This window comes from Streptomyces sp. NPDC094143 (assembly GCF_040303825.1).
GTDB lineage: Bacteria > Actinomycetota > Actinomycetes > Streptomycetales > Streptomycetaceae > Streptomyces.
This window is the reverse complement of sequence record NZ_JBEOTZ010000034.1, coordinates 37,703-53,449: the sequence shown is the minus strand read 5'-3', so window position 1 is coordinate 53,449 and position 15,747 is coordinate 37,703. Positions and strand designations below refer to the sequence as shown.

19 protein-coding genes are annotated in these 15,747 nt (G+C 73.6%); 8 read left to right on the top strand and 11 right to left on the bottom strand.

Annotated elements, in window-relative coordinates:
- The first annotated feature begins 5 nt into the window (after nucleotides 1-5).
- Together ABTZ58_RS40290 and ABTZ58_RS32265 are read left to right on the top strand one after the other, a co-directional pair.
- Nucleotides 6-929 (top strand): hypothetical protein, encoded by a 924-nt coding sequence (locus tag ABTZ58_RS40290; protein WP_502996161.1) that lies wholly within the window; start codon nucleotides 6-8, stop codon nucleotides 927-929.
- Entirely contained in the window at nucleotides 926-1,918 is a 993-nt protein-coding gene (locus tag ABTZ58_RS32265) for a serine/threonine-protein kinase (protein ID WP_351364479.1), read from the top strand. Before ABTZ58_RS40290 ends, ABTZ58_RS32265 begins: the two co-directional genes overlap by 4 nt.
- A 9-nt stretch (nucleotides 1,919-1,927) precedes the next feature.
- Here ABTZ58_RS32265 and ABTZ58_RS32260 read toward each other — a convergent pair whose 3' ends face one another.
- Nucleotides 1,928-3,226, bottom strand: coding sequence for a streptophobe family protein (locus ABTZ58_RS32260; protein ID WP_351364476.1), 1,299 nt, complete (start codon nucleotides 3,224-3,226; stop codon nucleotides 1,928-1,930).
- A 181-nt stretch (nucleotides 3,227-3,407) separates the two neighbouring features.
- On the opposite strand from ABTZ58_RS32260, the gene ABTZ58_RS32255 reads away from it, so the two are divergent.
- Entirely contained in the window at nucleotides 3,408-4,610 is a 1,203-nt protein-coding gene (locus ABTZ58_RS32255; RefSeq protein ID WP_351364473.1) for a DUF6777 domain-containing protein, read from the top strand.
- Between the two features lie 96 nt (nucleotides 4,611-4,706).
- Here the strand turns inward: ABTZ58_RS32255 and ABTZ58_RS32250 are convergent, their stop codons facing one another.
- Genes ABTZ58_RS32250 through ABTZ58_RS32240 form a run of 3 tightly spaced genes read right to left on the bottom strand, consistent with a single transcriptional unit; the run spans nucleotide 4,707 to nucleotide 5,838 of the window.
- Nucleotides 4,707-5,117, bottom strand: coding sequence for a PRC-barrel domain-containing protein (locus ABTZ58_RS32250; RefSeq protein WP_351364559.1), 411 nt, complete (start codon nucleotides 5,115-5,117; stop codon nucleotides 4,707-4,709).
- A 2-nt stretch (nucleotides 5,118-5,119) separates the two neighbouring features.
- Nucleotides 5,120-5,701, bottom strand: coding sequence for a PRC-barrel domain-containing protein (locus ABTZ58_RS32245; RefSeq protein WP_351364470.1), 582 nt, complete (start codon nucleotides 5,699-5,701; stop codon nucleotides 5,120-5,122).
- Nucleotides 5,698-5,838 carry a hypothetical protein gene (locus tag ABTZ58_RS32240; RefSeq protein ID WP_351364467.1) on the bottom strand — a complete coding sequence of 47 codons (141 nt, stop codon included), beginning with the start codon at nucleotides 5,836-5,838 and terminating at the stop codon, nucleotides 5,698-5,700. The genes ABTZ58_RS32245 and ABTZ58_RS32240 overlap by 4 nt, the downstream gene beginning before the upstream one ends.
- A 186-nt stretch (nucleotides 5,839-6,024) precedes the next feature.
- On the opposite strand from ABTZ58_RS32240, the gene ABTZ58_RS32235 reads away from it, so the two are divergent.
- Nucleotides 6,025-6,480: an ATP-binding protein gene (locus ABTZ58_RS32235; RefSeq protein ID WP_351364465.1), complete on the top strand. Its 456-nt coding sequence runs from the start codon at nucleotides 6,025-6,027 to the stop codon at nucleotides 6,478-6,480.
- Nucleotides 6,481-6,654: 174 nt separating this feature from the next.
- Here ABTZ58_RS32235 and ABTZ58_RS32230 read toward each other — a convergent pair whose 3' ends face one another.
- A complete protein-coding gene (locus ABTZ58_RS32230) occupies nucleotides 6,655-7,542 on the bottom strand; it encodes an RNA polymerase sigma factor SigF (protein ID WP_311678957.1) in 888 nt (295 codons plus the stop codon).
- 146 nt (nucleotides 7,543-7,688) lie between these two features.
- Between ABTZ58_RS32230 and ABTZ58_RS32225 the strand changes: the two genes are divergently transcribed.
- Complete coding sequence (locus ABTZ58_RS32225) at nucleotides 7,689-8,114, top strand: helix-turn-helix domain-containing protein (RefSeq protein WP_351364461.1); 426 nt, start codon at nucleotides 7,689-7,691, stop codon at nucleotides 8,112-8,114.
- A 22-nt stretch (nucleotides 8,115-8,136) separates the two neighbouring features.
- On the opposite strand, the gene ABTZ58_RS32220 is transcribed toward ABTZ58_RS32225, so the two are convergent.
- From ABTZ58_RS32220 to ABTZ58_RS32210, 3 genes are all read right to left on the bottom strand, one after another.
- Nucleotides 8,137-8,739 carry a ClpP family protease gene (locus ABTZ58_RS32220; RefSeq protein ID WP_351364458.1) on the bottom strand — a complete coding sequence of 201 codons (603 nt, stop codon included), beginning with the start codon at nucleotides 8,737-8,739 and terminating at the stop codon, nucleotides 8,137-8,139.
- On the bottom strand, nucleotides 8,739-9,380 hold the full coding sequence (locus ABTZ58_RS32215; RefSeq protein ID WP_351364455.1) for an ATP-dependent Clp protease proteolytic subunit: 642 nt from the start codon (nucleotides 9,378-9,380) through the stop codon (nucleotides 8,739-8,741). Before ABTZ58_RS32215 ends, ABTZ58_RS32220 begins: the two co-directional genes overlap by 1 nt.
- Before the next feature lie 116 nt (nucleotides 9,381-9,496).
- The gene (locus ABTZ58_RS32210; protein ID WP_351364452.1) at nucleotides 9,497-10,702 is read right to left on the bottom strand and encodes an epoxide hydrolase family protein; all 1,206 of its coding nucleotides are present in this window, start codon (nucleotides 10,700-10,702) and stop codon (nucleotides 9,497-9,499) included.
- A gap of 118 nt (nucleotides 10,703-10,820) precedes the next feature.
- Between ABTZ58_RS32210 and ABTZ58_RS32205 the strand changes: the two genes are divergently transcribed.
- Nucleotides 10,821-11,303, top strand: a complete 483-nt coding sequence (locus ABTZ58_RS32205) for a VOC family protein (RefSeq protein ID WP_351364449.1) — start codon at nucleotides 10,821-10,823, stop codon at nucleotides 11,301-11,303.
- A gap of 46 nt (nucleotides 11,304-11,349) precedes the next feature.
- Here the strand turns inward: ABTZ58_RS32205 and ABTZ58_RS32200 are convergent, their stop codons facing one another.
- Together ABTZ58_RS32200 and ABTZ58_RS32195 are read right to left on the bottom strand one after the other, a co-directional pair.
- Nucleotides 11,350-12,240 (bottom strand): aminoglycoside phosphotransferase family protein, encoded by an 891-nt coding sequence (locus ABTZ58_RS32200; RefSeq protein ID WP_351364446.1) that lies wholly within the window; start codon nucleotides 12,238-12,240, stop codon nucleotides 11,350-11,352.
- Between the two features lie 18 nt (nucleotides 12,241-12,258).
- The gene (locus ABTZ58_RS32195; protein WP_351364443.1) at nucleotides 12,259-13,167 is read right to left on the bottom strand and encodes an SGNH/GDSL hydrolase family protein; all 909 of its coding nucleotides are present in this window, start codon (nucleotides 13,165-13,167) and stop codon (nucleotides 12,259-12,261) included.
- Between the two features lie 195 nt (nucleotides 13,168-13,362).
- On the opposite strand from ABTZ58_RS32195, the gene ABTZ58_RS32190 reads away from it, so the two are divergent.
- Both ABTZ58_RS32190 and ABTZ58_RS32185 read left to right on the top strand, forming a co-directional pair.
- Nucleotides 13,363-14,169 (top strand): VOC family protein, encoded by an 807-nt coding sequence (locus ABTZ58_RS32190; protein WP_351364440.1) that lies wholly within the window; start codon nucleotides 13,363-13,365, stop codon nucleotides 14,167-14,169.
- Nucleotides 14,170-14,207: 38 nt separating this feature from the next.
- The gene (locus ABTZ58_RS32185) at nucleotides 14,208-14,915 is read left to right on the top strand and encodes a ribonuclease H family protein (protein ID WP_351364437.1); all 708 of its coding nucleotides are present in this window, start codon (nucleotides 14,208-14,210) and stop codon (nucleotides 14,913-14,915) included.
- Here ABTZ58_RS32185 and melC2 read toward each other — a convergent pair whose 3' ends face one another.
- Complete coding sequence (gene melC2, locus ABTZ58_RS32180; RefSeq protein ID WP_351364434.1) at nucleotides 14,916-15,737, bottom strand: tyrosinase MelC2; 822 nt, start codon at nucleotides 15,735-15,737, stop codon at nucleotides 14,916-14,918.
- Nucleotides 15,738-15,747 lie beyond the last annotated feature (10 nt).

The following is a 15,747-nucleotide window of genomic DNA, read 5'->3' as shown; positions in this document are numbered from 1 at the left end:
CGCCCATGACGACTCCCGGCTTCCGGCCCACTCACGTCGTCCCGCAGCACGGGATGCCGGCCTGGGAGGCCCCCGACTCGGCACGGCCCACCGCGGATCTCGACCCGCTGCTGCCGGTGCAGCTCCTCGAACGGCAGGGTGACTGGGGCCACGTGCTGTGCTTCAACGGCTGGTCGGCCTGGGTCGACGGACGCCGGCTGGTCGCCGTACCGCAGGATCCGCCCACCACGGACGGGCCGCTCACCCGCACCGCCGATCCGCGTCCACTGCTGGCCCGCGCGGATGAGGCCCTCTCGCGCTACCGCTCCGCGGTCGAGGACCTCGCGGGCGGTCTCGACGGCGAGTCCTTCCGCAACCGCACCCGGGGACTGCGGATCGGCGTCGTCATCGACGGCGAGTCCATGTGGCTCTACGACGCCGCCCACGGGCACTGGGTGTACGCCGACGGCACCCAGCTCACCACGTACGCGGCGGACGAGACGCCTCGCAGCGACCCCGGGCACCGCCCGGCCGGGACACCCCCGGTACGTCCCCCTGCGCGGGTGGTGCCACCGGAGGACCTCGACGAGCTGCCCCGTGCGGCACGGCCGTCCCGGCCGCCGGACGCGCCGCCGACCCGGGTGGTCCCTTCGGAGCCACCGGCCGCCCCCGAGGCTCCCGAGCCGACACGGGTGGTGTCGCCCGGGCCTCCCGCGGGTCCCGAGCCGACACGGGTGGTGTCGCCCGGGCCTCCCGTGGGTCCCGAGCCCACGCGCGTGGTGTCCCCCGAGGCCCCGGCCGCCCCCGAGCCCACCCGGGTCGTGTCCTCCGAGGAGACCGAGGAGACCGAGGCGGCCGAGGAGGCGCAGCGGGCGGGTGGGGCGCCGGCCACGCGGGTCGTGGGGCAGGAACCCACGCGCATCGTGCGGTCCGAGGGTGAGGGCCGTTGAGCCGGGAGACGGGCCTGTTCTCGGGGCGGCCCTCCGAGCTGATCGGGCGGCAGATCGCCGGGTACCGGATCGAGCAGGAGATCGGGCGCGGCGGCATGGCCGTCGTCTACCGGGCCCGTGACCTGCGCCTGGAACGCACCGTCGCGCTGAAGCTGCTCGCCCCGGAACTCGCCCGCAACGACACCTTCCGGCGCCGCTTCACCCACGAGTCCCGGGCCGCCGCCGCCATCGACCACCCGCACATCGTGCCCGTGTTCGAGGCCGGCGAGACGGACGGCGTGCTGTACATCGCCATGCGGTACGTCCCCGGCAGCGACCTGCGGCACGTCCTCGACCGGGAGGGCCCGCTGCCGCCCGCCACCGCCGTCCGCGTCGCCGCCCAGGTCGCCTCCGCGCTCGACGCGGCCCACGATCACGGCCTGGTGCACCGCGACGTCAAACCCGGCAACATCCTCGTCGCGCGCGGCACCGACAGCGACCACCCCGAGCACGTCTACCTCACCGACTTCGGCCTGACGAAGAAGTCCCTGTCGCTGACCGGCTTCACCACGGTCGGCCAGTTCGTCGGCACGCTCGACTACGTCGCCCCCGAGCAGATCTCGGGCAAACCGGTCGACGCCCGCTGCGACGTCTACGGCTTCGCCTGCGTCGTCTACGAGATCCTGGCCGGGCACCCGCCCTTCGTGCGCGACGACGACATGGCCCTGCTGTGGGCGCACCAGTACGACGAACCGCCGCTGCTGACCGACGCCCGGCCCGGCATCCCCCCGCAGGCCGACCCGGTCCTCGCCAAGGCCCTCGCCAAGAGCCCCGACGACCGGTATCCGTCCTGCCTCGCCTTCGTGGCCGCGCTGCGTGCCGCGACGACCGGCGGCGAGGCCGGGCCCGTACGCCGCGCCACCGGCGTGGAGGTGCGGCCGCAGGGCGGGCCGGAGCCGGCCAGGCAACCCCCGCGCTGGGCCGAACCGGTCTTCGTGCCGCGCAGGTAGCGCCCGGCCTCAGACCTGCCCCTCCGGGCGCACCTGGCCGCGCCGCCGCACGTGCCGCGCCAGCAGCGCCCCGGCGAACCCGGTCACCAGCCCCCAGGACACGGCCAGCCCGACCGCGCCCCACAGCCGGGGCCGCAGGAACAACTCGCCCGCCAGACCGCCGCCCAGGTCGCCGATGCCGAGCACGGACAGCCCGTAGTGCGCGGAGACGCGCCCGACCAGGCAGATCATGAACACCGTCAGCGCCAGCGCGACCGCCATGTGCACGGCGTGCTGCCAGGCCCGCATCCGGGCCGGCGACCGGGCCGCCATCACGAACGCGGCGGCCAGCAGCAGCACGACGTCCACGACGAGCAGCCACCACACCCGGCCGTCGTGTTCGGAGAGCGTCCGCAGGTTCAGCTCGGAGATGTCCGGCGTGCGCAGCACCTCGTCCAGCACGTGCGGCATGGGCAGCCCGAACGGGCCCTCCACCCTGCCGTTCCAGGTGGCGCCCAGACCGATGGTCAGGGCCGGCCACACCAGGTTGGGCAGGCCCAGCAGGATCACCGCGAACGTCTCGGCCGCATGCCCACGGGTCGCCGCCACGATCAGGGCGATCACCACGCCGATCACGACGTACGCGAGCAGCAGCGCCACCATCGCGTACGCGGCCGGCCGGACGGACGCCTGGAAGCGCAGCAACCTGCCCGGCAGCGGCGCCCGCCGCGACACCAGCAGCGCGACCACCAGCACTCCGGCCAGCCACACCACCCCGACGAACACGGACAGCGGCACGTCCGCGGTGAAGCCGACGCGGGGCGAGGCGCCGAACAGGTCGCCGAGTTCGCCCAGCGCGTCGTCGCCCAGGGAGATGCCGAACGTGTGGCGGGCGGCGAGCGTCACGCCGATCAGCGCGAGCAGCCACAGGGCGGCGACCCGGCCGGCCCAGCCGGCCAGTTCGGCGGCACCGGCGACCGCGCGGTGCCGCAGGGGCCGCAGGAAGCCCCAGGCGATGATCAGTGCCCCGGTGAGGGTGACGGACAGCGGGATGACCGTCAGGTCCGCCTGGGTGCCGGCGAGGTCACCGGCGTTGCCGGCGAGCCGCACGGTGCCGCCGACGGCGGTGACCACGGTCGCCGCGACCACGGGTGCGAACGCGCCGTCGGGCAGATCCGCGGCCCCGGCCGCCCAGAGGCCGAGGGCGGACACCACCGCCATGGCGAGCAGCGCGCCGACCACCGTGACGAGGGCGGGTACCCAGCCGTGGCGGGCGACGGCCCGCTCACGGGACGGACGGGCCTGGTCGGAAAGGGGGCGCGGACTCACGCTGCCACGCTAAGCAGCACCCGTGCCGCCCGCCCGCCGGGCGGGTCCGTCCGCGTCGGCTTGCGGGGCCCCTGGGGCCGGAGCACACAATGAACACGTAGTGGAAGTAGCGGCGTAAACCGGGACGAACCATCCCGAGCCTGTGTAAGTCGTTGAAGAATCCACGCGGGAAGAAGAGCTCGTGAGCGTCGAACCGCCGTCGTCCGGCCGCCCCACAGGACCTCCCTCCGGCCCGCTGTCGGGCCCCTCCCAGCCGCCGCCCGGTGGCGGCCCGCCCTCCGAGCCGGCCGGCGGCGGGGGCGGCGAGGGGCCGGAGCCCCGCCGCCCCTGGTGGGGATCGGTGCCCCGGGTCGCGATCGTCGCCACCGCCGTGGTGGCCGCCGTGATCGTCGCCGTCGTGCTGTCCCGGCCGGACGGCGGCGGCACCGGCGCGTCCGACGGCGGCACCAGCACGTCCCAGGGCGAGATCTTCCTGCAGCCCGCCGCCGACACCGGACCCGACCCGTTCACCGAGTCCACGGCCAAGGAGAGTTCCGCCTCGCCGGTCTCGCCCTCACCCACGGAACTGGCCCCGCGGAACACCGTCCAGGGCGTGCAGGGCGGGGCGCCCGGCCTCTACGGCGGCACCCGCAACGTGGCCAGCTGCGACGTGGAGAAGCAGATCACGTACTTCGAGGGGGCCGCGGACAAGCAGCGGGCCTTCGCCTCGGTCGTCCGCGTCGAGACCTCCGACGTCCCCGCCTACCTGCGCTCGCTCACCCCGGTGCAGCTGCGCATGGACACCCGTGTCACCAACCACGGCTACAAGGACGGCGCCGCCACCAGCTACCAGGCCGTCCTCCAGACCGGCACGGCCGTCCTCGTCGACGACCGCGGCGTGCCCCGGGTGCGCTGCGCCTGCGGCAACCCGCTCTCCCCGCCGGTCGCCCAGCAGACCGCGCCGAAGACGACCGGCGACGAGTGGCCCGGCTACGACAACGCCAAGGTGGTCATGGTGACGCCCGCGCCGGAGCCGGTCGACGTCTTCGTCATGTGCGAGCCCGACGGCGAGTGGTTCGAGCGGCACAAGGGTGACACGGGCACGAAGGACCGCAAGACCGAGAAGCCGGACAAGCCGTCTCCGTCGGTGAGCGTCACCACGCCCACGTCGCAGACCGAGTCGACCTCGACGGGGCCACCGACGACCGAACCGCCGTCCTCGGAGACGGAGACGGAGACAGGGACGGAGACGGAGACCTCACCCGAGCCGCCGAGTGAGCCGCCCTCGTCCGAGTCCCCGCCGCCGCCGGGCAACGACCCGGGCACCGGTACCGGGAGCGACACGGGCAGCGGAACGGACGGCGGAACGGACAGCGGCACGACGGACCAGGCCCCGGCATCCTGACGCCCGGCCCGCGGCCCCAGGGCCTGTCGTTCGGATCACGCCGCGGACGCGGAACAGTACCGTCACCGTCCTGCGACCTGATCCAGACGACAGGCCCTAGGCGGCGCGGACCACCAGGGCGTGTTCGCCGAGGCCGAGCAGCCGGTCGGGCGGCAGGTCGCCGTGGGTGGTGAGGACCGCTTCGAGGCGGCCGGTGCCGGGTTCGAACGCGACGTCCTGGACCGTGCCGAGCTGGTCGCCCGTCTCGGCGAGGATCCGCAGGCCCGGCAGCTCGTGGTGGGGCGGCACCTCGGCCGGTGCCGCGGCCGAGCGCACCAGTACGGCGTCCGGGCCGAGCGCGTGCAGGGCGCCCCAGGGCAGCACGGTCTCCTTGCGGTGCGGGCCCCGCACCCGGACGTGCGTGACCACCCCGGACGCGGCGTCCACCGTCAGCGCCTGCACCGCGCCGAGCTCCTGCGCGTCGTCCAGCGTCAGCACCGGCAGCCCCCGTGCCTCGGAGAACAGCATCGTCACGGCGTCCCTTCGCGTTCGTCCTGGAAGGCGCCGACCCGGGCGGTGAACTCCGCCAGGTCGTCGGCGACGTAGCGGACCGCGTCGGCGGGGATGACCAGAGCCCGGCCGGAGACGGCGAGCGTCTCGCCGCGCGGCACGTACACCCGGTGCCGACGGCGCCTGGAACCGCGCACCAGCGACTTGGCCGCGGCGATCCGGAAGCCCACGACCTGGCCGCTGGTGCCGCCCTCGACGACCACGTCGAGCACCGTGCCGACCTCGGCGCCCTCGTCGGTCAGCACCTTGGCGTGCAGCACCCGGCCCTGCTGGGCCTCACGGCGCGCCACCACGGCGGACGTGTCCTGCAGGGCGAGCGCGTCGCGGACCATGACGGCGTCCCGCCCCAGCGAATGCACCGACGACCACGGCAGGCTCTGCTTGAGCGGGCCGCTCAGCAGCCCACGGCCACTGAGCGTGAAGCCGGTGATGCGCCCGCCCGCGGCGTCGAAGACGGTGTCCTTGATCTGCGCGACGGCGTCCCCGCCCAGCGTGACCACCGGCAGGGTCGTCAGGCTCCGCGCCGCCATCAGCTCCTTCATCGCAGCCCCTTCCCGCCGGGCCTGCGCCGCACCGCGATCACCGTTCCGGACCGCCGCCTGGCCTGCACGGCGAGTGTCCCCGCCGTGACGGCGGCGAGCGCCGCGACCACTATGACCAGCCATACCCACCAGGCCACCGCGCACCTCCGGTGATCCGCCCGGCCGCGGTCGGCCGGCCCCGATGTCCTACCGGGTGCCCCGCACGCGGGGGACAATGCTTCGCGCACCGGACGGCCCGGGACTGCCAGGACTGCACGGCGCGGCTCGGGGTACGAGCACTGGTGCAGAGCGTCCGGCCAGTCCGGCATCCCAGAGAGAAAAGTATGATCGACCACGTGGACGGGGCAGTGATACCGACTGGTTTCGACGTGCCCGTGGAACCGCTGAGGCGGGCGGCACACTACTCCGGCGAGCAGGGATGCATCGCCGAGGCGCGGTCGTTCGCCGCGCTCTTCCTCGAGCAACTGAGGACCGAGTGGTGCGCGCGCGTCGACGAGCGCGTCGACGGAGCCGTGCTGCTCGTGGTGAGCGAGCTGGTCACCAACGCCGACCGGCACAGCAACGGGCCGTACATCCTGGAGCTCACGGGCACCGACACGGCCGTGACCGTGTCGGTCTACGACAGCAGCTCCGCCCTGCCCCGTATCTTCCCCCGCAACCCCGAGCGCATCGGCCGGCACGGCCTGGAGATCGTCCATGCGCTGGCGGAGCAGGTCAGCGTGGAGCGGGTGCCGGTGGGCAAGCGGGTGCGCGCCGTGCTGCCGCTGACCGCTGAATGAGCCGCCGGGGCCGCTGAAAGAGCCGCCCGGAGCCCTGGACCGCCGGTGAGCGTCCCGGTCCGTGCCCGGCCCGGGCACGAAAGAAGCGGGTGCCGTCAAAGAAGCGGGTGTCGTCCCACTCCCGCATGTGGGACGACACCCGCTGCTCCGCCGTCTGCCGGTCCGCCGTCGGCGTCAGGCGCAGCCCAGCTCGCCGAGCATCCCCTGCCGCAGCCGGGTGATGATCCGCTTGATCAGGCGGGAGACGTGCATCTGGGAGCAGCCGAGCCGCTCACCGATCTCCGCCTGGGTGGCCTCCTCCACGAACCGCATGTGGATGATCTGCCGGTCCCGCTCGCTGAGCTCCGCCATCAGCGGGGCGAGCGAGTGGAAGTCCTCGACGAGCCGCAGCCCGTCCTCCTCCACGCCGATGAAGTCGGCCAGGACGGCCTCGCCGCCCTCCGGCCCGTCGCCCGTGAGCGCGGCGTCCAGCGACGACGAGTTGTAGCCGTTGGAGGCGATCTGCCCCTCGACGACCTCCTTCTCGGAGATGTTCATCAGCGTGGCCAGCTCGGCGACCGTCGGCTCGCGGTCCAGACGGCTGGCGAGCTCCTCGCGCGCCTTGGCGAGCTCCACGCGCAGCTCCTGCAGCCGCCGCGGCACGTGCACCGCCCACGTGGTGTCCCGGAAGAACCGCTTGATCTCGCCGACGATGTACGGCAGCGCGAAAGAGGTGAACTCGACCTCCCGCGACAGCTCGAACCGGTCGATCGCCTTGATCAGGCCGATCATGCCCGTCTGGACGATGTCCTCCATGTCGTCGCCGCGGCCCCGGAAACGGCCGGCCGCGAACCGCACGAGCGACATGTTCATCTCGATCAGGGTGTTGCGCGCGTACTGGTACTCGTGCGTACCTTCCTCGAGCTCCGTCAGGCGCTGGAAGAACTGACGGGACAGCTCGCGGGCGTCCCGCGGGGCGACGGACCGCGGGTCCACGACTCCCGGCAGCGCTCCGTCACCCGTGCTGGCCTCGGCGTTCTCTTCGACAACCTGTGCCTTCGACCGGATCACGGCGGTCTCCATTACCTCTCCCGACAGTCACGGCGGACATCTGCATAGGTACTCCCGAGTTGCGGGTACCCGGGATGTCGCGCACCATGCCCACCGAATTCACCGTGGGCGAAACGCCGGGTACTTCCCCTGTCGGCCAGGGTTCCTAGGCTGGAGCGGTGACCGATCACCTGCCGAACGAAGCCCGCGTCATCCCCTTGCGCCCGCACGGCGCCCGCCCCCAGGGAGCCCGGCCCGCGGCCCCGCCGCGCCAGGGTCCCCCGGCTCCGGCCGCGAAGGAGCCCCTGTGGCGTGACCTGGTGGGGGACGTCCTGCGCCGGGAACGCCTCGCACAGGAGCGCACGCTCAAGGACGTCGCCGACGCGGCGCGGATCTCCATGCCGTATCTGTCGGAGGTGGAGCGCGGCCGCAAGGAGGCCTCCTCGGAGGTCCTCGCGGCCGCCGCCCACGCCCTCGGACTGGGCCTCGGCGACCTGCTGTACCGGGCCCGGGGCGAACTGACCCGCGTCACCTCGCGGTACGCGGCAGGCGACCGGCGCGGGGCGTCTACGTCGTCGCACGACGGACTGTGCCTGGCCGCCTGAGCCCGCCCGCCCGGCCGGCGCCTCAGACCGTCTGCGGGCGCCGGCTGAGCACCTCGTCGGCCAGGCCGTAGGCCACCGCCTCCTGTGCGGTGAACACCCTGTCGCGGTCCATGTCGGCCCGCAGGGTCGCCACGTCGTGCTGGGTGTGCCGCGCCAGCACCTCCTCCACCTGGGAGCGGATCCGCACCATCTCCTTGGCCTGCAGGGCCAGGTCGGAGACCATGCCGCGCTGCCCCGCGGTGGCCGGCTGCCCGAGCAGCACGCGCGCGTGCTCCAGCACGAACCGCCGCCCCGGATCCCCGCCGGCCAGCAGCACGGCGGCGGTCGAGGCCGCCTGCCCGACGCAGCACGTCGAGATCGGCGCCCGCACGAACGACATGGTGTCGTAGATCGCCATCAGCGAGGTGAACGAGCCGCCGGGGGAGTTGATGTAGACGGCGATCTCGGTCTCCGGCGCCGACGACTCCAGGTGCAGCAGCTGCGCGATGACGACATTGGCGACGCCGTCGTCGATCTCTGTGCCGAGGAAGATGATCCGCTCGTTCAGCAGCCGGCTGAAGACGTCGAAGGACCGTTCGCCCTGCGGGGTCCGCTCGATGACGTTCGGAATCGTGTAGCTCCCCATCACCGCAGCCCCATCCTGGGCCGTGCCGCCGCCGGGACGACGTCCGCGAGGGACTCCACGACCCGGTCCACCATGCCGTACTCCCTGGCCTCCTCGGCCGTGAACCAGCGGTCCCGGTCGCCGTCCCGGGAGATGGTCTCCGGGCTCTGGCCGGTGTGCTCGGCGGTGATCCGCTCGATGGTCCGCTTGGTGAACTCCAGGTTCTGCGCCTGGATCTCGATGTCGGCGGTCGTGCCGCCGATGCCCGCGGACGGCTGGTGCATCATGATCCGCGCGTTCGGCAGGGCGTAGCGCTTGCCGGGCGCGCCGACGCTGAGCAGGAACTGGCCCATGCTGGCCGCGAAGCCCATGGCCAGGGTCGACACGTCGTTCGGGACGAGCCGCATCGTGTCGTAGATGGCGAGGCCCGCGTGCACCGCCCCGCCGGGGCTGTTGATGTACAGGCTGATGTCGGTGCGCGGGTCCTCCGCCGACAGGATCAGCAGCTGGGCGCAGACCCGGTTGGCGGAGACCTCGTCGACCTGGGTGCCCAGCAGCACGATGCGCTGGGCCAGCAGCTGGGCGGCCAGCTGGTCGTCGAAGCGGGTCGGAGGGGTGTCGCCCTCCTCCGCCCGCGGGGCGAGTGTCGTGAGTGGGGTCATCGGTTCTCCTCGTGGTGCCGGACCTGACGTGCCGTCGACTCCACTCTCGACCTCGGACGACCCCGCCGGCCGCTTTCTCTGCCCTCGGCAGATCCGCTGCCGGCAGAGCGCCGGGCTCAGCCCTGCTCGCGCACCTGCCGGAAGAACGCCCGCACGTCGCCGACCAGCAGGTCGGGCTCCTCCATCGCCGCGAAGTGCCCGCCCCGGTCGAACTCCGTCCAGCGCACCAGGTTCTCCGTGCGCTCCGCCCTGTGGCGCAGCGGCAGCTGGAGTTCGGCCGGGAAGAGGGCCACCGCCGTCGGGGCGGTGGACGGCTCGGCGGGCATCGCGGCGCGGCCCGTCGCGTGCGCGCGCTCGTAGTAGATCCGGGCGGACGAACCCGCCGTGCCCGTCAGCCAGTAGAGCATCACGTTGGTGAGCAGCCGGTCCCGGTCCACCGCCTCCTCCGGCACCTCACGCGAGTCGGTCCACTCCTGGAACTTCTCGACGATCCAGGCGAGTTGCCCGACGGGCGAGTCGGTGAGCGCGTAGGCGAGGGTCTGCGGGCGCGACGCCTGCAGGACCGCGTAGCCGGTGCCCTCGCGGGACCACTCGCTCCAGCGCCGCCAGGAGGTGAGGGTGCGCTCCCGCTCCTGGGGGCCGAGCGGCTCCAGTTCCTCCGCGGTCGGTTCGGTGACCGCCTGGGCGCCCGGCAGCAGGTTGAGATGCACACCGAGCACCCGGTCGGGGTGGGAGCGTCCCAGTTCGCGGGAGATCGCCGCACCCCAGTCGCCGCCCTGCGCGCCGAACCGCTCGTAGCCGAGCCGCCGCATGAGTTCCGCCCAGGCGTCGGCCACCCGGCCCGCCTCCCAGCCGGTGTCCGTGGTCGGCCCGGACAGCCCGAAGCCCGGGACGCTCGGCACCACCACGTGGAAGGCGTCAGCCGGATCACCGCCGTGGGCGGCCGGATCGGCCAGTGGCCCCGCCACGTCCAGGAACTCCACGATCGAGCCGGGCCAGCCGTGCGTCAGGATCAGTGGGGTGGCGTCCGGCTCGGGGGAGCGGACGTGGGCGAAGTGGACGGTCGCCCCGTCGATGACGGTCGTGAACTGGGGCCAGGCGTTCAGCCGCGCCTCCGCGGCCCGCCAGTCGTAGGTGTGCCGCCAGTACGCCGCCAGCTCGCGCAGGTACGCCGTCGGCACGCCGTACGCCCATCCCGTGCCGGGCAGCTCGTCCGGCCAGCGGGTGCGGTCGAGCCGGTCGTGGAGGTCGTCGAGGTCGCGCTGCGGGATGTCGAGCCGGAAGGGCCGGATGTCGCTGCCGGCGGGCGGGGAGATCGTCATGGCCGCGATGCTAGGCCGTGCCGGAACGCGGCCGAACGAATATCCCGCAGGGCCGATGAGTTCCGGGGCGCCGGGCGGTCGACACAGATGACAGCGAAACACGCTCCGGGAGGACCCCATGGCGACCGACGGCTTCACCACGTGTCTCTGGTTCGACGGCCAGGCCGAGGAGGCGGCGCACCACTACGTCTCGATCTTCAAGAACTCCAGCATCGGCAAGGTCGCGCGCTACCCCGAGGGCGCGATGCAGCCCGCCGGCAGCGTGATGACGGTCGAGTTCACGGCCAACGGCCACCGGTTCCTCGGGCTCAACGGCGGCCCTCAGTTCCGGTTCAGCGAGGCGGTCTCCTTCATGATCTTCTGCGAGAACCAGGAGGAGATCGACCACTACTGGGCCAAGCTCACCGAGAACGGCGGCGAGCCGGGCCCCTGCGGCTGGCTCAAGGACAGGTACGGCGTGTCCTGGCAGGTCGTCCCGGACCGGCTGGACGAGATGGTCACCGATCCCGACCCGGAGAAGGCGGCCCGTGTCACCGCGGCGTTCATGGCCATGGGCAAGTTCGACATCGCCGCCCTGGAGAGGGCCTACGCGGGCGAGTGACGGACCGCCGGAAGCGGGGGGGCGGGCGGGCCGCGCCGGCCACCCCCTACGCGGACTCGGCCAAAATCTCGGCGATCACATGCCGGGAGTTCTCCGCGACCGGCGGGTTCGTGTCCCAGTAGTACGGCAGCGCGACGACCGCGATGGACAGGGCCCAGCCCCGGCCGCGCGCCCACTCGGCCTCCCCGGCGCCGACGGCCTCGCGGAAGAGCCCGCGGACCTCGCCGGGCAGCACACACCAGGCACTGATCAGGTCGACGGCGGGATCACCCACGCCCACCGTCCCGAAGTCGATCACCGCGCTCAGCCGCCCACCCGTGACCAGCAGGTTCCCGGCCATCAGGTCGCCGTGCGCCCACACCGGCGGCCCGGAGTGCGCCGGCGCGCGCAGGGCCTCCTCCCACCGGCGGGCCACCGCCGCGGTGTCGACCCGCCCGGCCAGCTGCGTGAGCGCCTCCCGCACGGAGCGGTCCCGGGCCGCCAGGGGCACTCCGCGGCAGCCGGCCGGCCCGTCCGACGCGTCGACCCGGCGCAGGGACCTGACGTACGACGCCAGGTCCCGGGCGAGCGCCTCGGGAGCGTCGAGCGCCCCGGGCACCGGACTGCGGCCGTCCAGCCAGCGGTACACCGACCAGGGCCACGGGAAGCCGGGGCCGGGCTCGCCCCGCCCCAGGGGCTCGGGCGCGGCGGCGGGCAGCGCCGGGCCCAGCCGGGGCAGCCAGCGCAGTTCGTGTTCGACGGCCTCGACGGCGCGCGGATGCCGGGGCAGCCGTACGACCTTGTCCGCGCCGAGGCGGAACATGGCGTTCTCGGTCCCGGAGGACTCCAGCCGCCGCAGGGGCAGCCCCGCCCACCGCGGGAACCGTTCGGCGACCAGCCGGCCGACGAGCCGGGCATCGAGGTCTACCTCGTCCGCATGCATCCGTAACGCGCTCATGGCGCCCCATTCGAGCGGTCAACGCACCGACTGTCGAACGGTTTTCGCGATCGCGTGGGCGATGCGCAGGATGCCGGGGGATCGCACCGGGCAGGGCTTGGGCCGGGACGTCGTGGGCGCGAGGCAGAAGTGCAGGTAGTCGTCGTCGCGGTGCAGGGCCGTGCGACCGCGCGACGGCTGGGTGCAGTAGCCGGGGCGGGCCCGTTCGGAGGCGGTGCAGGGCAGGTACTGCGTCCAGGTGTAGCGGCCGCCGGCCGGGCTCACCGCCTTCCCGGCGTCCGCCACCCGCCCGCCGGAGGCGGCGGCCCGCTCCGCGTACAGCGCGTTGACGCGCCGGACCCGGTCCGGGGTGATCGGGTCGGGGCCCTGCGCCACCCAGACGATCTCGGGGCCCGCACCGCGCCCGGCGGCGCCGATCTGCTCGGTGAGCCGGCGCGCGTCGGTGGCGTAGCGGGTGAAGTACCGCGACGGGGACTCGTCGTAGGTGATGCCGTCCATGCACGGCGTGTAGCCCCAGGAGTTTCCCCAGAACTGCAGCACCACCACGTCGGGCCGCAGCCTGCGCACCAGCGCGGCGGCCTTGTCGGCGGCCGGCACCAGGGACCGTTCGGCCGTGCCCTCCAGGTAGTCGCAGAGCGTGGTGCCGGAGTACGGGGCGCTGGTGTACTCGGCCTGCAGGTCCCGGCGCAGCTGCTGTCCGAGGACCTTCTGGTTCTCCATGGCCAGCGAGTCGCCGAGGTACAGCACCCGGGGCGCCTTCCGCGGCTTCGCGGCGGGGGAGGCGGGCGAGGCGGGGGCACGCTGCTGGGTGGGGGCCGAGGCGCGCGGGGCGGTCGGCACGGGAGCGTCCGGCTCCGACGCCGGATCCCCGCAACCGCCGAGCAGCAGCCCGGCCAGCAGCACTCCCACGACCCACGGCTTGCGCATACGGCAACTCCCGCCCCGGCCACCGAAACGGCCCTCAGGCAAGCACGGCGGGCGGCCGGGCGGAAGACATCCGCCGGACACTCCGCGTGCCGCCGCTCGCGCACCGGCCCCCGACCCGTTTCGGCGCGCGGGCCCGCCCGGGGGTGACTAGCGTGAGGAGACGGACCATTCAACCGTCCGGGGAGGGCCGCAGCCATGGCCGTGCAACCCGAAGGAAGCCCGTGCTGGGCCGACGCGATGTTCCGTGACCTCGAAGGGGCCAAGCGCTTCTACGGCGAACTCCTCGGCTGGACCTTCGCCGAGTCGTCCACCGAGTACGGCGACTACACCGAGGCCTACGCCGACGGCAAGGCGGTCGCCGCCGTCGTCCCGCCCATGCCGGGCCAGGACGGCCAGGAGGGCCTGTCGCAGTGGTGCCTGTACTTCGCGGCCGAGGACGCCGCCGCCACCGCCGGCCGGATCCGCGACCACGGCGGCCAGGTGCTGATGGAGCCCATGCGGGTCGGCGACTTCGGCACGATGTGCCTGGCCCGCGACCCGGGCGGCGTGGTCTTCGGCGTCTGGCAGGCCGGCACCCACGAGGGCTTCCAGTCGATGGCCGAACCGGGCGCCTACGTCTGGGCCGAGGTCTTCACCCGCGAGCCCGAGAAGTCCGACGCGTTCTTCCCCGCCGTCTTCTCCTACCGGCAGCGGGACATGGAGGACGGCGAGGTGGACTTCCGCGTCTACGACCTCGGCGAACGCAGCGTGCTCGGCCGGATGAGGATGACGGAGGACTTCCCGCCCGAGATGCCGCCGTACATCAACGTCTACTTCACCGTCGGGGACTGCGACGCGGCCGTCGCGAAGGCCACCGAGCTCGGCGGGGTGCTGTGGTTCGGTCCGATGACCACCCCGTTCGGCCGGTTCGCCTCCATCAGCGACCCGCAGGGCGCGAACCTCTCGCTCATCGACATCACCACGACCGAGGGCGACATGCCCAAGCTGACCGACGTGTCCTAGCCGCCCCCTGGCGGCCGGACGGCCGGCGCGGCCATGGCATGATCGGGCGCATGCGTGAACGTGTGGTGGCCGCGTGCGACGGGGCTTCGAAGGGGAACCCGGGGCCCGCCGGCTGGGCCTGGGTGGTGGCCGACGCCTCGGAGAGCCCGGTGCGCTGGGAGGCCGGGCCGCTCGGCAGGGCCACCAACAACGTCGCCGAGCTGACGGCCCTGGAGCGGCTGCTTTCGGCGACCGACCCGGACGTGCCGCTGGAGGTCCGGATGGACTCCCAGTACGCCATGAAGGCCGTCACCACCTGGCTGCCCGGCTGGAAGCGCAACGGCTGGAAGACGGCCGCCGGCAAACCGGTCGCCAACCAGGAGCTCGTGGTCCGCATCGACGAACTGCTCGACGGCCGTTCGGTCGAGTTCCGCTACGTGCCCGCCCACCAGGTCGACGGCGACCGGCTCAACGACTTCGCCGACCGTGCCGCCAGCCAGGCCGCCACCGCGCAGGAGCCCGCGGGCAGCGGCCTGGGTTCGCCCGAGCCGCCGCCCGCCCCGGACGTCCCGGCCAAGGCGCCGCGCGCCCGCGGGGGCGCCGCCCGCACGGGCAAGGCGTCCGCCGCGAAGGGGCCCGCGCGCACGATCAAGGCGAAGTTCCCCGGCCGCTGCCAGTGCGGCCGCGCCTACGCGGCCGGCGAGCCCATCGCGAAGAACGACAGCGGGTGGGGCCACCCGGAGTGCCGCACCGGCGCGCCGGTCTGATCAGGCGTCGAACGTGTAGTGCGGCGTGTGGTCCAGCAGGTCCGCCGGGCTCGTGTCGTGCCACGGCCGCATGGTCTCGCGCAGGTCGATCACGTTCGGCGTGCCCGCGGCCGGCAGGTAACCGGAGCCGGGGTGCCGCCGCTGCCACTCGGCCCACAGCTTGTCTATGAACGCGTGGTGCAGCCAGAACACCGGGTCGTTGGGCGAGACACCGGTGGCCATCTGGCCGCCGACCCAGACGTGGACGCGGTTGTGCAGGTTGACGCCCCGCCACCCCTCCAGGTGGTTGCGGAAGCCGTCCGAGGCGCTGTTCCAGGGCGCCATGTCGTAGGCCGGCATGGCCAGCACCGACTCCACCTCCGCCCGGGTCGGCAGCTCCCGCACGGCGGTGCCCAGCGAGCGGCGCAGGAAGGTACGGCCGTCGACGCGCACGTTGATCGGCCAGTTCCCGGCGGACGCGGCGAACGGCCCGTCCGGCACCCGGCCGTCCCGCTCCCGCCCGGTCCCGCCGAGGAAGTCGGGCGCCCACAGCGAGGCACGCGGCGAACGGTCGACGGTCCAGTCCCAGTACGGCAGCGTCACCGACGCGTCCACCGACTGCAGCGCCCGCTCGAACTCCAGCAGGAATCTCCGGTGCCAGGGCAGGAACGACGGCGAGCGGTGTCCGGTGCGCTCGCCGTCGTCGGTGTCGGAGACGATGAACGCGTTGTGCGTCGTGACGAACTCGTCGTAGCGGCCGCTGCGCTTCAGTGCGAGCAGCGCGGCGACGAAACGCCGCTTCTCGTCGGCGGTCAGGGCGGACTGGTTCTTGCGGACTGCCATGTGCGGGTGC

What these genes read in the sequence shown, in the direction of transcription:
- ABTZ58_RS40290 (WP_502996161.1), top strand. Translation starts at nt 6, where the DNA reads ATGACGACTCCCGGCTTCCGGCCCACTCACGTCGTCCCGCAGCACGGG.
- ABTZ58_RS32250 (WP_351364559.1), bottom strand. Translation starts at nt 5,117, where the DNA reads ATGCTGTTCTCCGAGGCACGGGGGCTGCCGGTGCTGACGCTGGACGAC.
- ABTZ58_RS32245 (WP_351364470.1), bottom strand. Translation starts at nt 5,701, where the DNA reads ATGAAGGAGCTGATGGCGGCGCGGAGCCTGACGACCCTGCCGGTGGTC.
- ABTZ58_RS32235 (WP_351364465.1), top strand. Translation starts at nt 6,025, where the DNA reads ATGATCGACCACGTGGACGGGGCAGTGATACCGACTGGTTTCGACGTG.
- ABTZ58_RS32230 (WP_311678957.1), bottom strand. Translation starts at nt 7,542, where the DNA reads ATGGAGACCGCCGTGATCCGGTCGAAGGCACAGGTTGTCGAAGAGAAC.
- ABTZ58_RS32220 (WP_351364458.1), bottom strand. Translation starts at nt 8,739, where the DNA reads ATGGGGAGCTACACGATTCCGAACGTCATCGAGCGGACCCCGCAGGGC.
- ABTZ58_RS32215 (WP_351364455.1), bottom strand. Translation starts at nt 9,380, where the DNA reads ATGACCCCACTCACGACACTCGCCCCGCGGGCGGAGGAGGGCGACACC.
- ABTZ58_RS32210 (WP_351364452.1), bottom strand. Translation starts at nt 10,702, where the DNA reads ATGACGATCTCCCCGCCCGCCGGCAGCGACATCCGGCCCTTCCGGCTC.
- ABTZ58_RS32205 (WP_351364449.1), top strand. Translation starts at nt 10,821, where the DNA reads ATGGCGACCGACGGCTTCACCACGTGTCTCTGGTTCGACGGCCAGGCC.
- ABTZ58_RS32200 (WP_351364446.1), bottom strand. Translation starts at nt 12,240, where the DNA reads ATGAGCGCGTTACGGATGCATGCGGACGAGGTAGACCTCGATGCCCGG.
- ABTZ58_RS32195 (WP_351364443.1), bottom strand. Translation starts at nt 13,167, where the DNA reads ATGCGCAAGCCGTGGGTCGTGGGAGTGCTGCTGGCCGGGCTGCTGCTC.
- ABTZ58_RS32190 (WP_351364440.1), top strand. Translation starts at nt 13,363, where the DNA reads ATGGCCGTGCAACCCGAAGGAAGCCCGTGCTGGGCCGACGCGATGTTC.
- ABTZ58_RS32185 (WP_351364437.1), top strand. Translation starts at nt 14,208, where the DNA reads ATGATCGGGCGCATGCGTGAACGTGTGGTGGCCGCGTGCGACGGGGCT.
- melC2 (WP_351364434.1), bottom strand. Translation starts at nt 15,737, where the DNA reads ATGGCAGTCCGCAAGAACCAGTCCGCCCTGACCGCCGACGAGAAGCGG.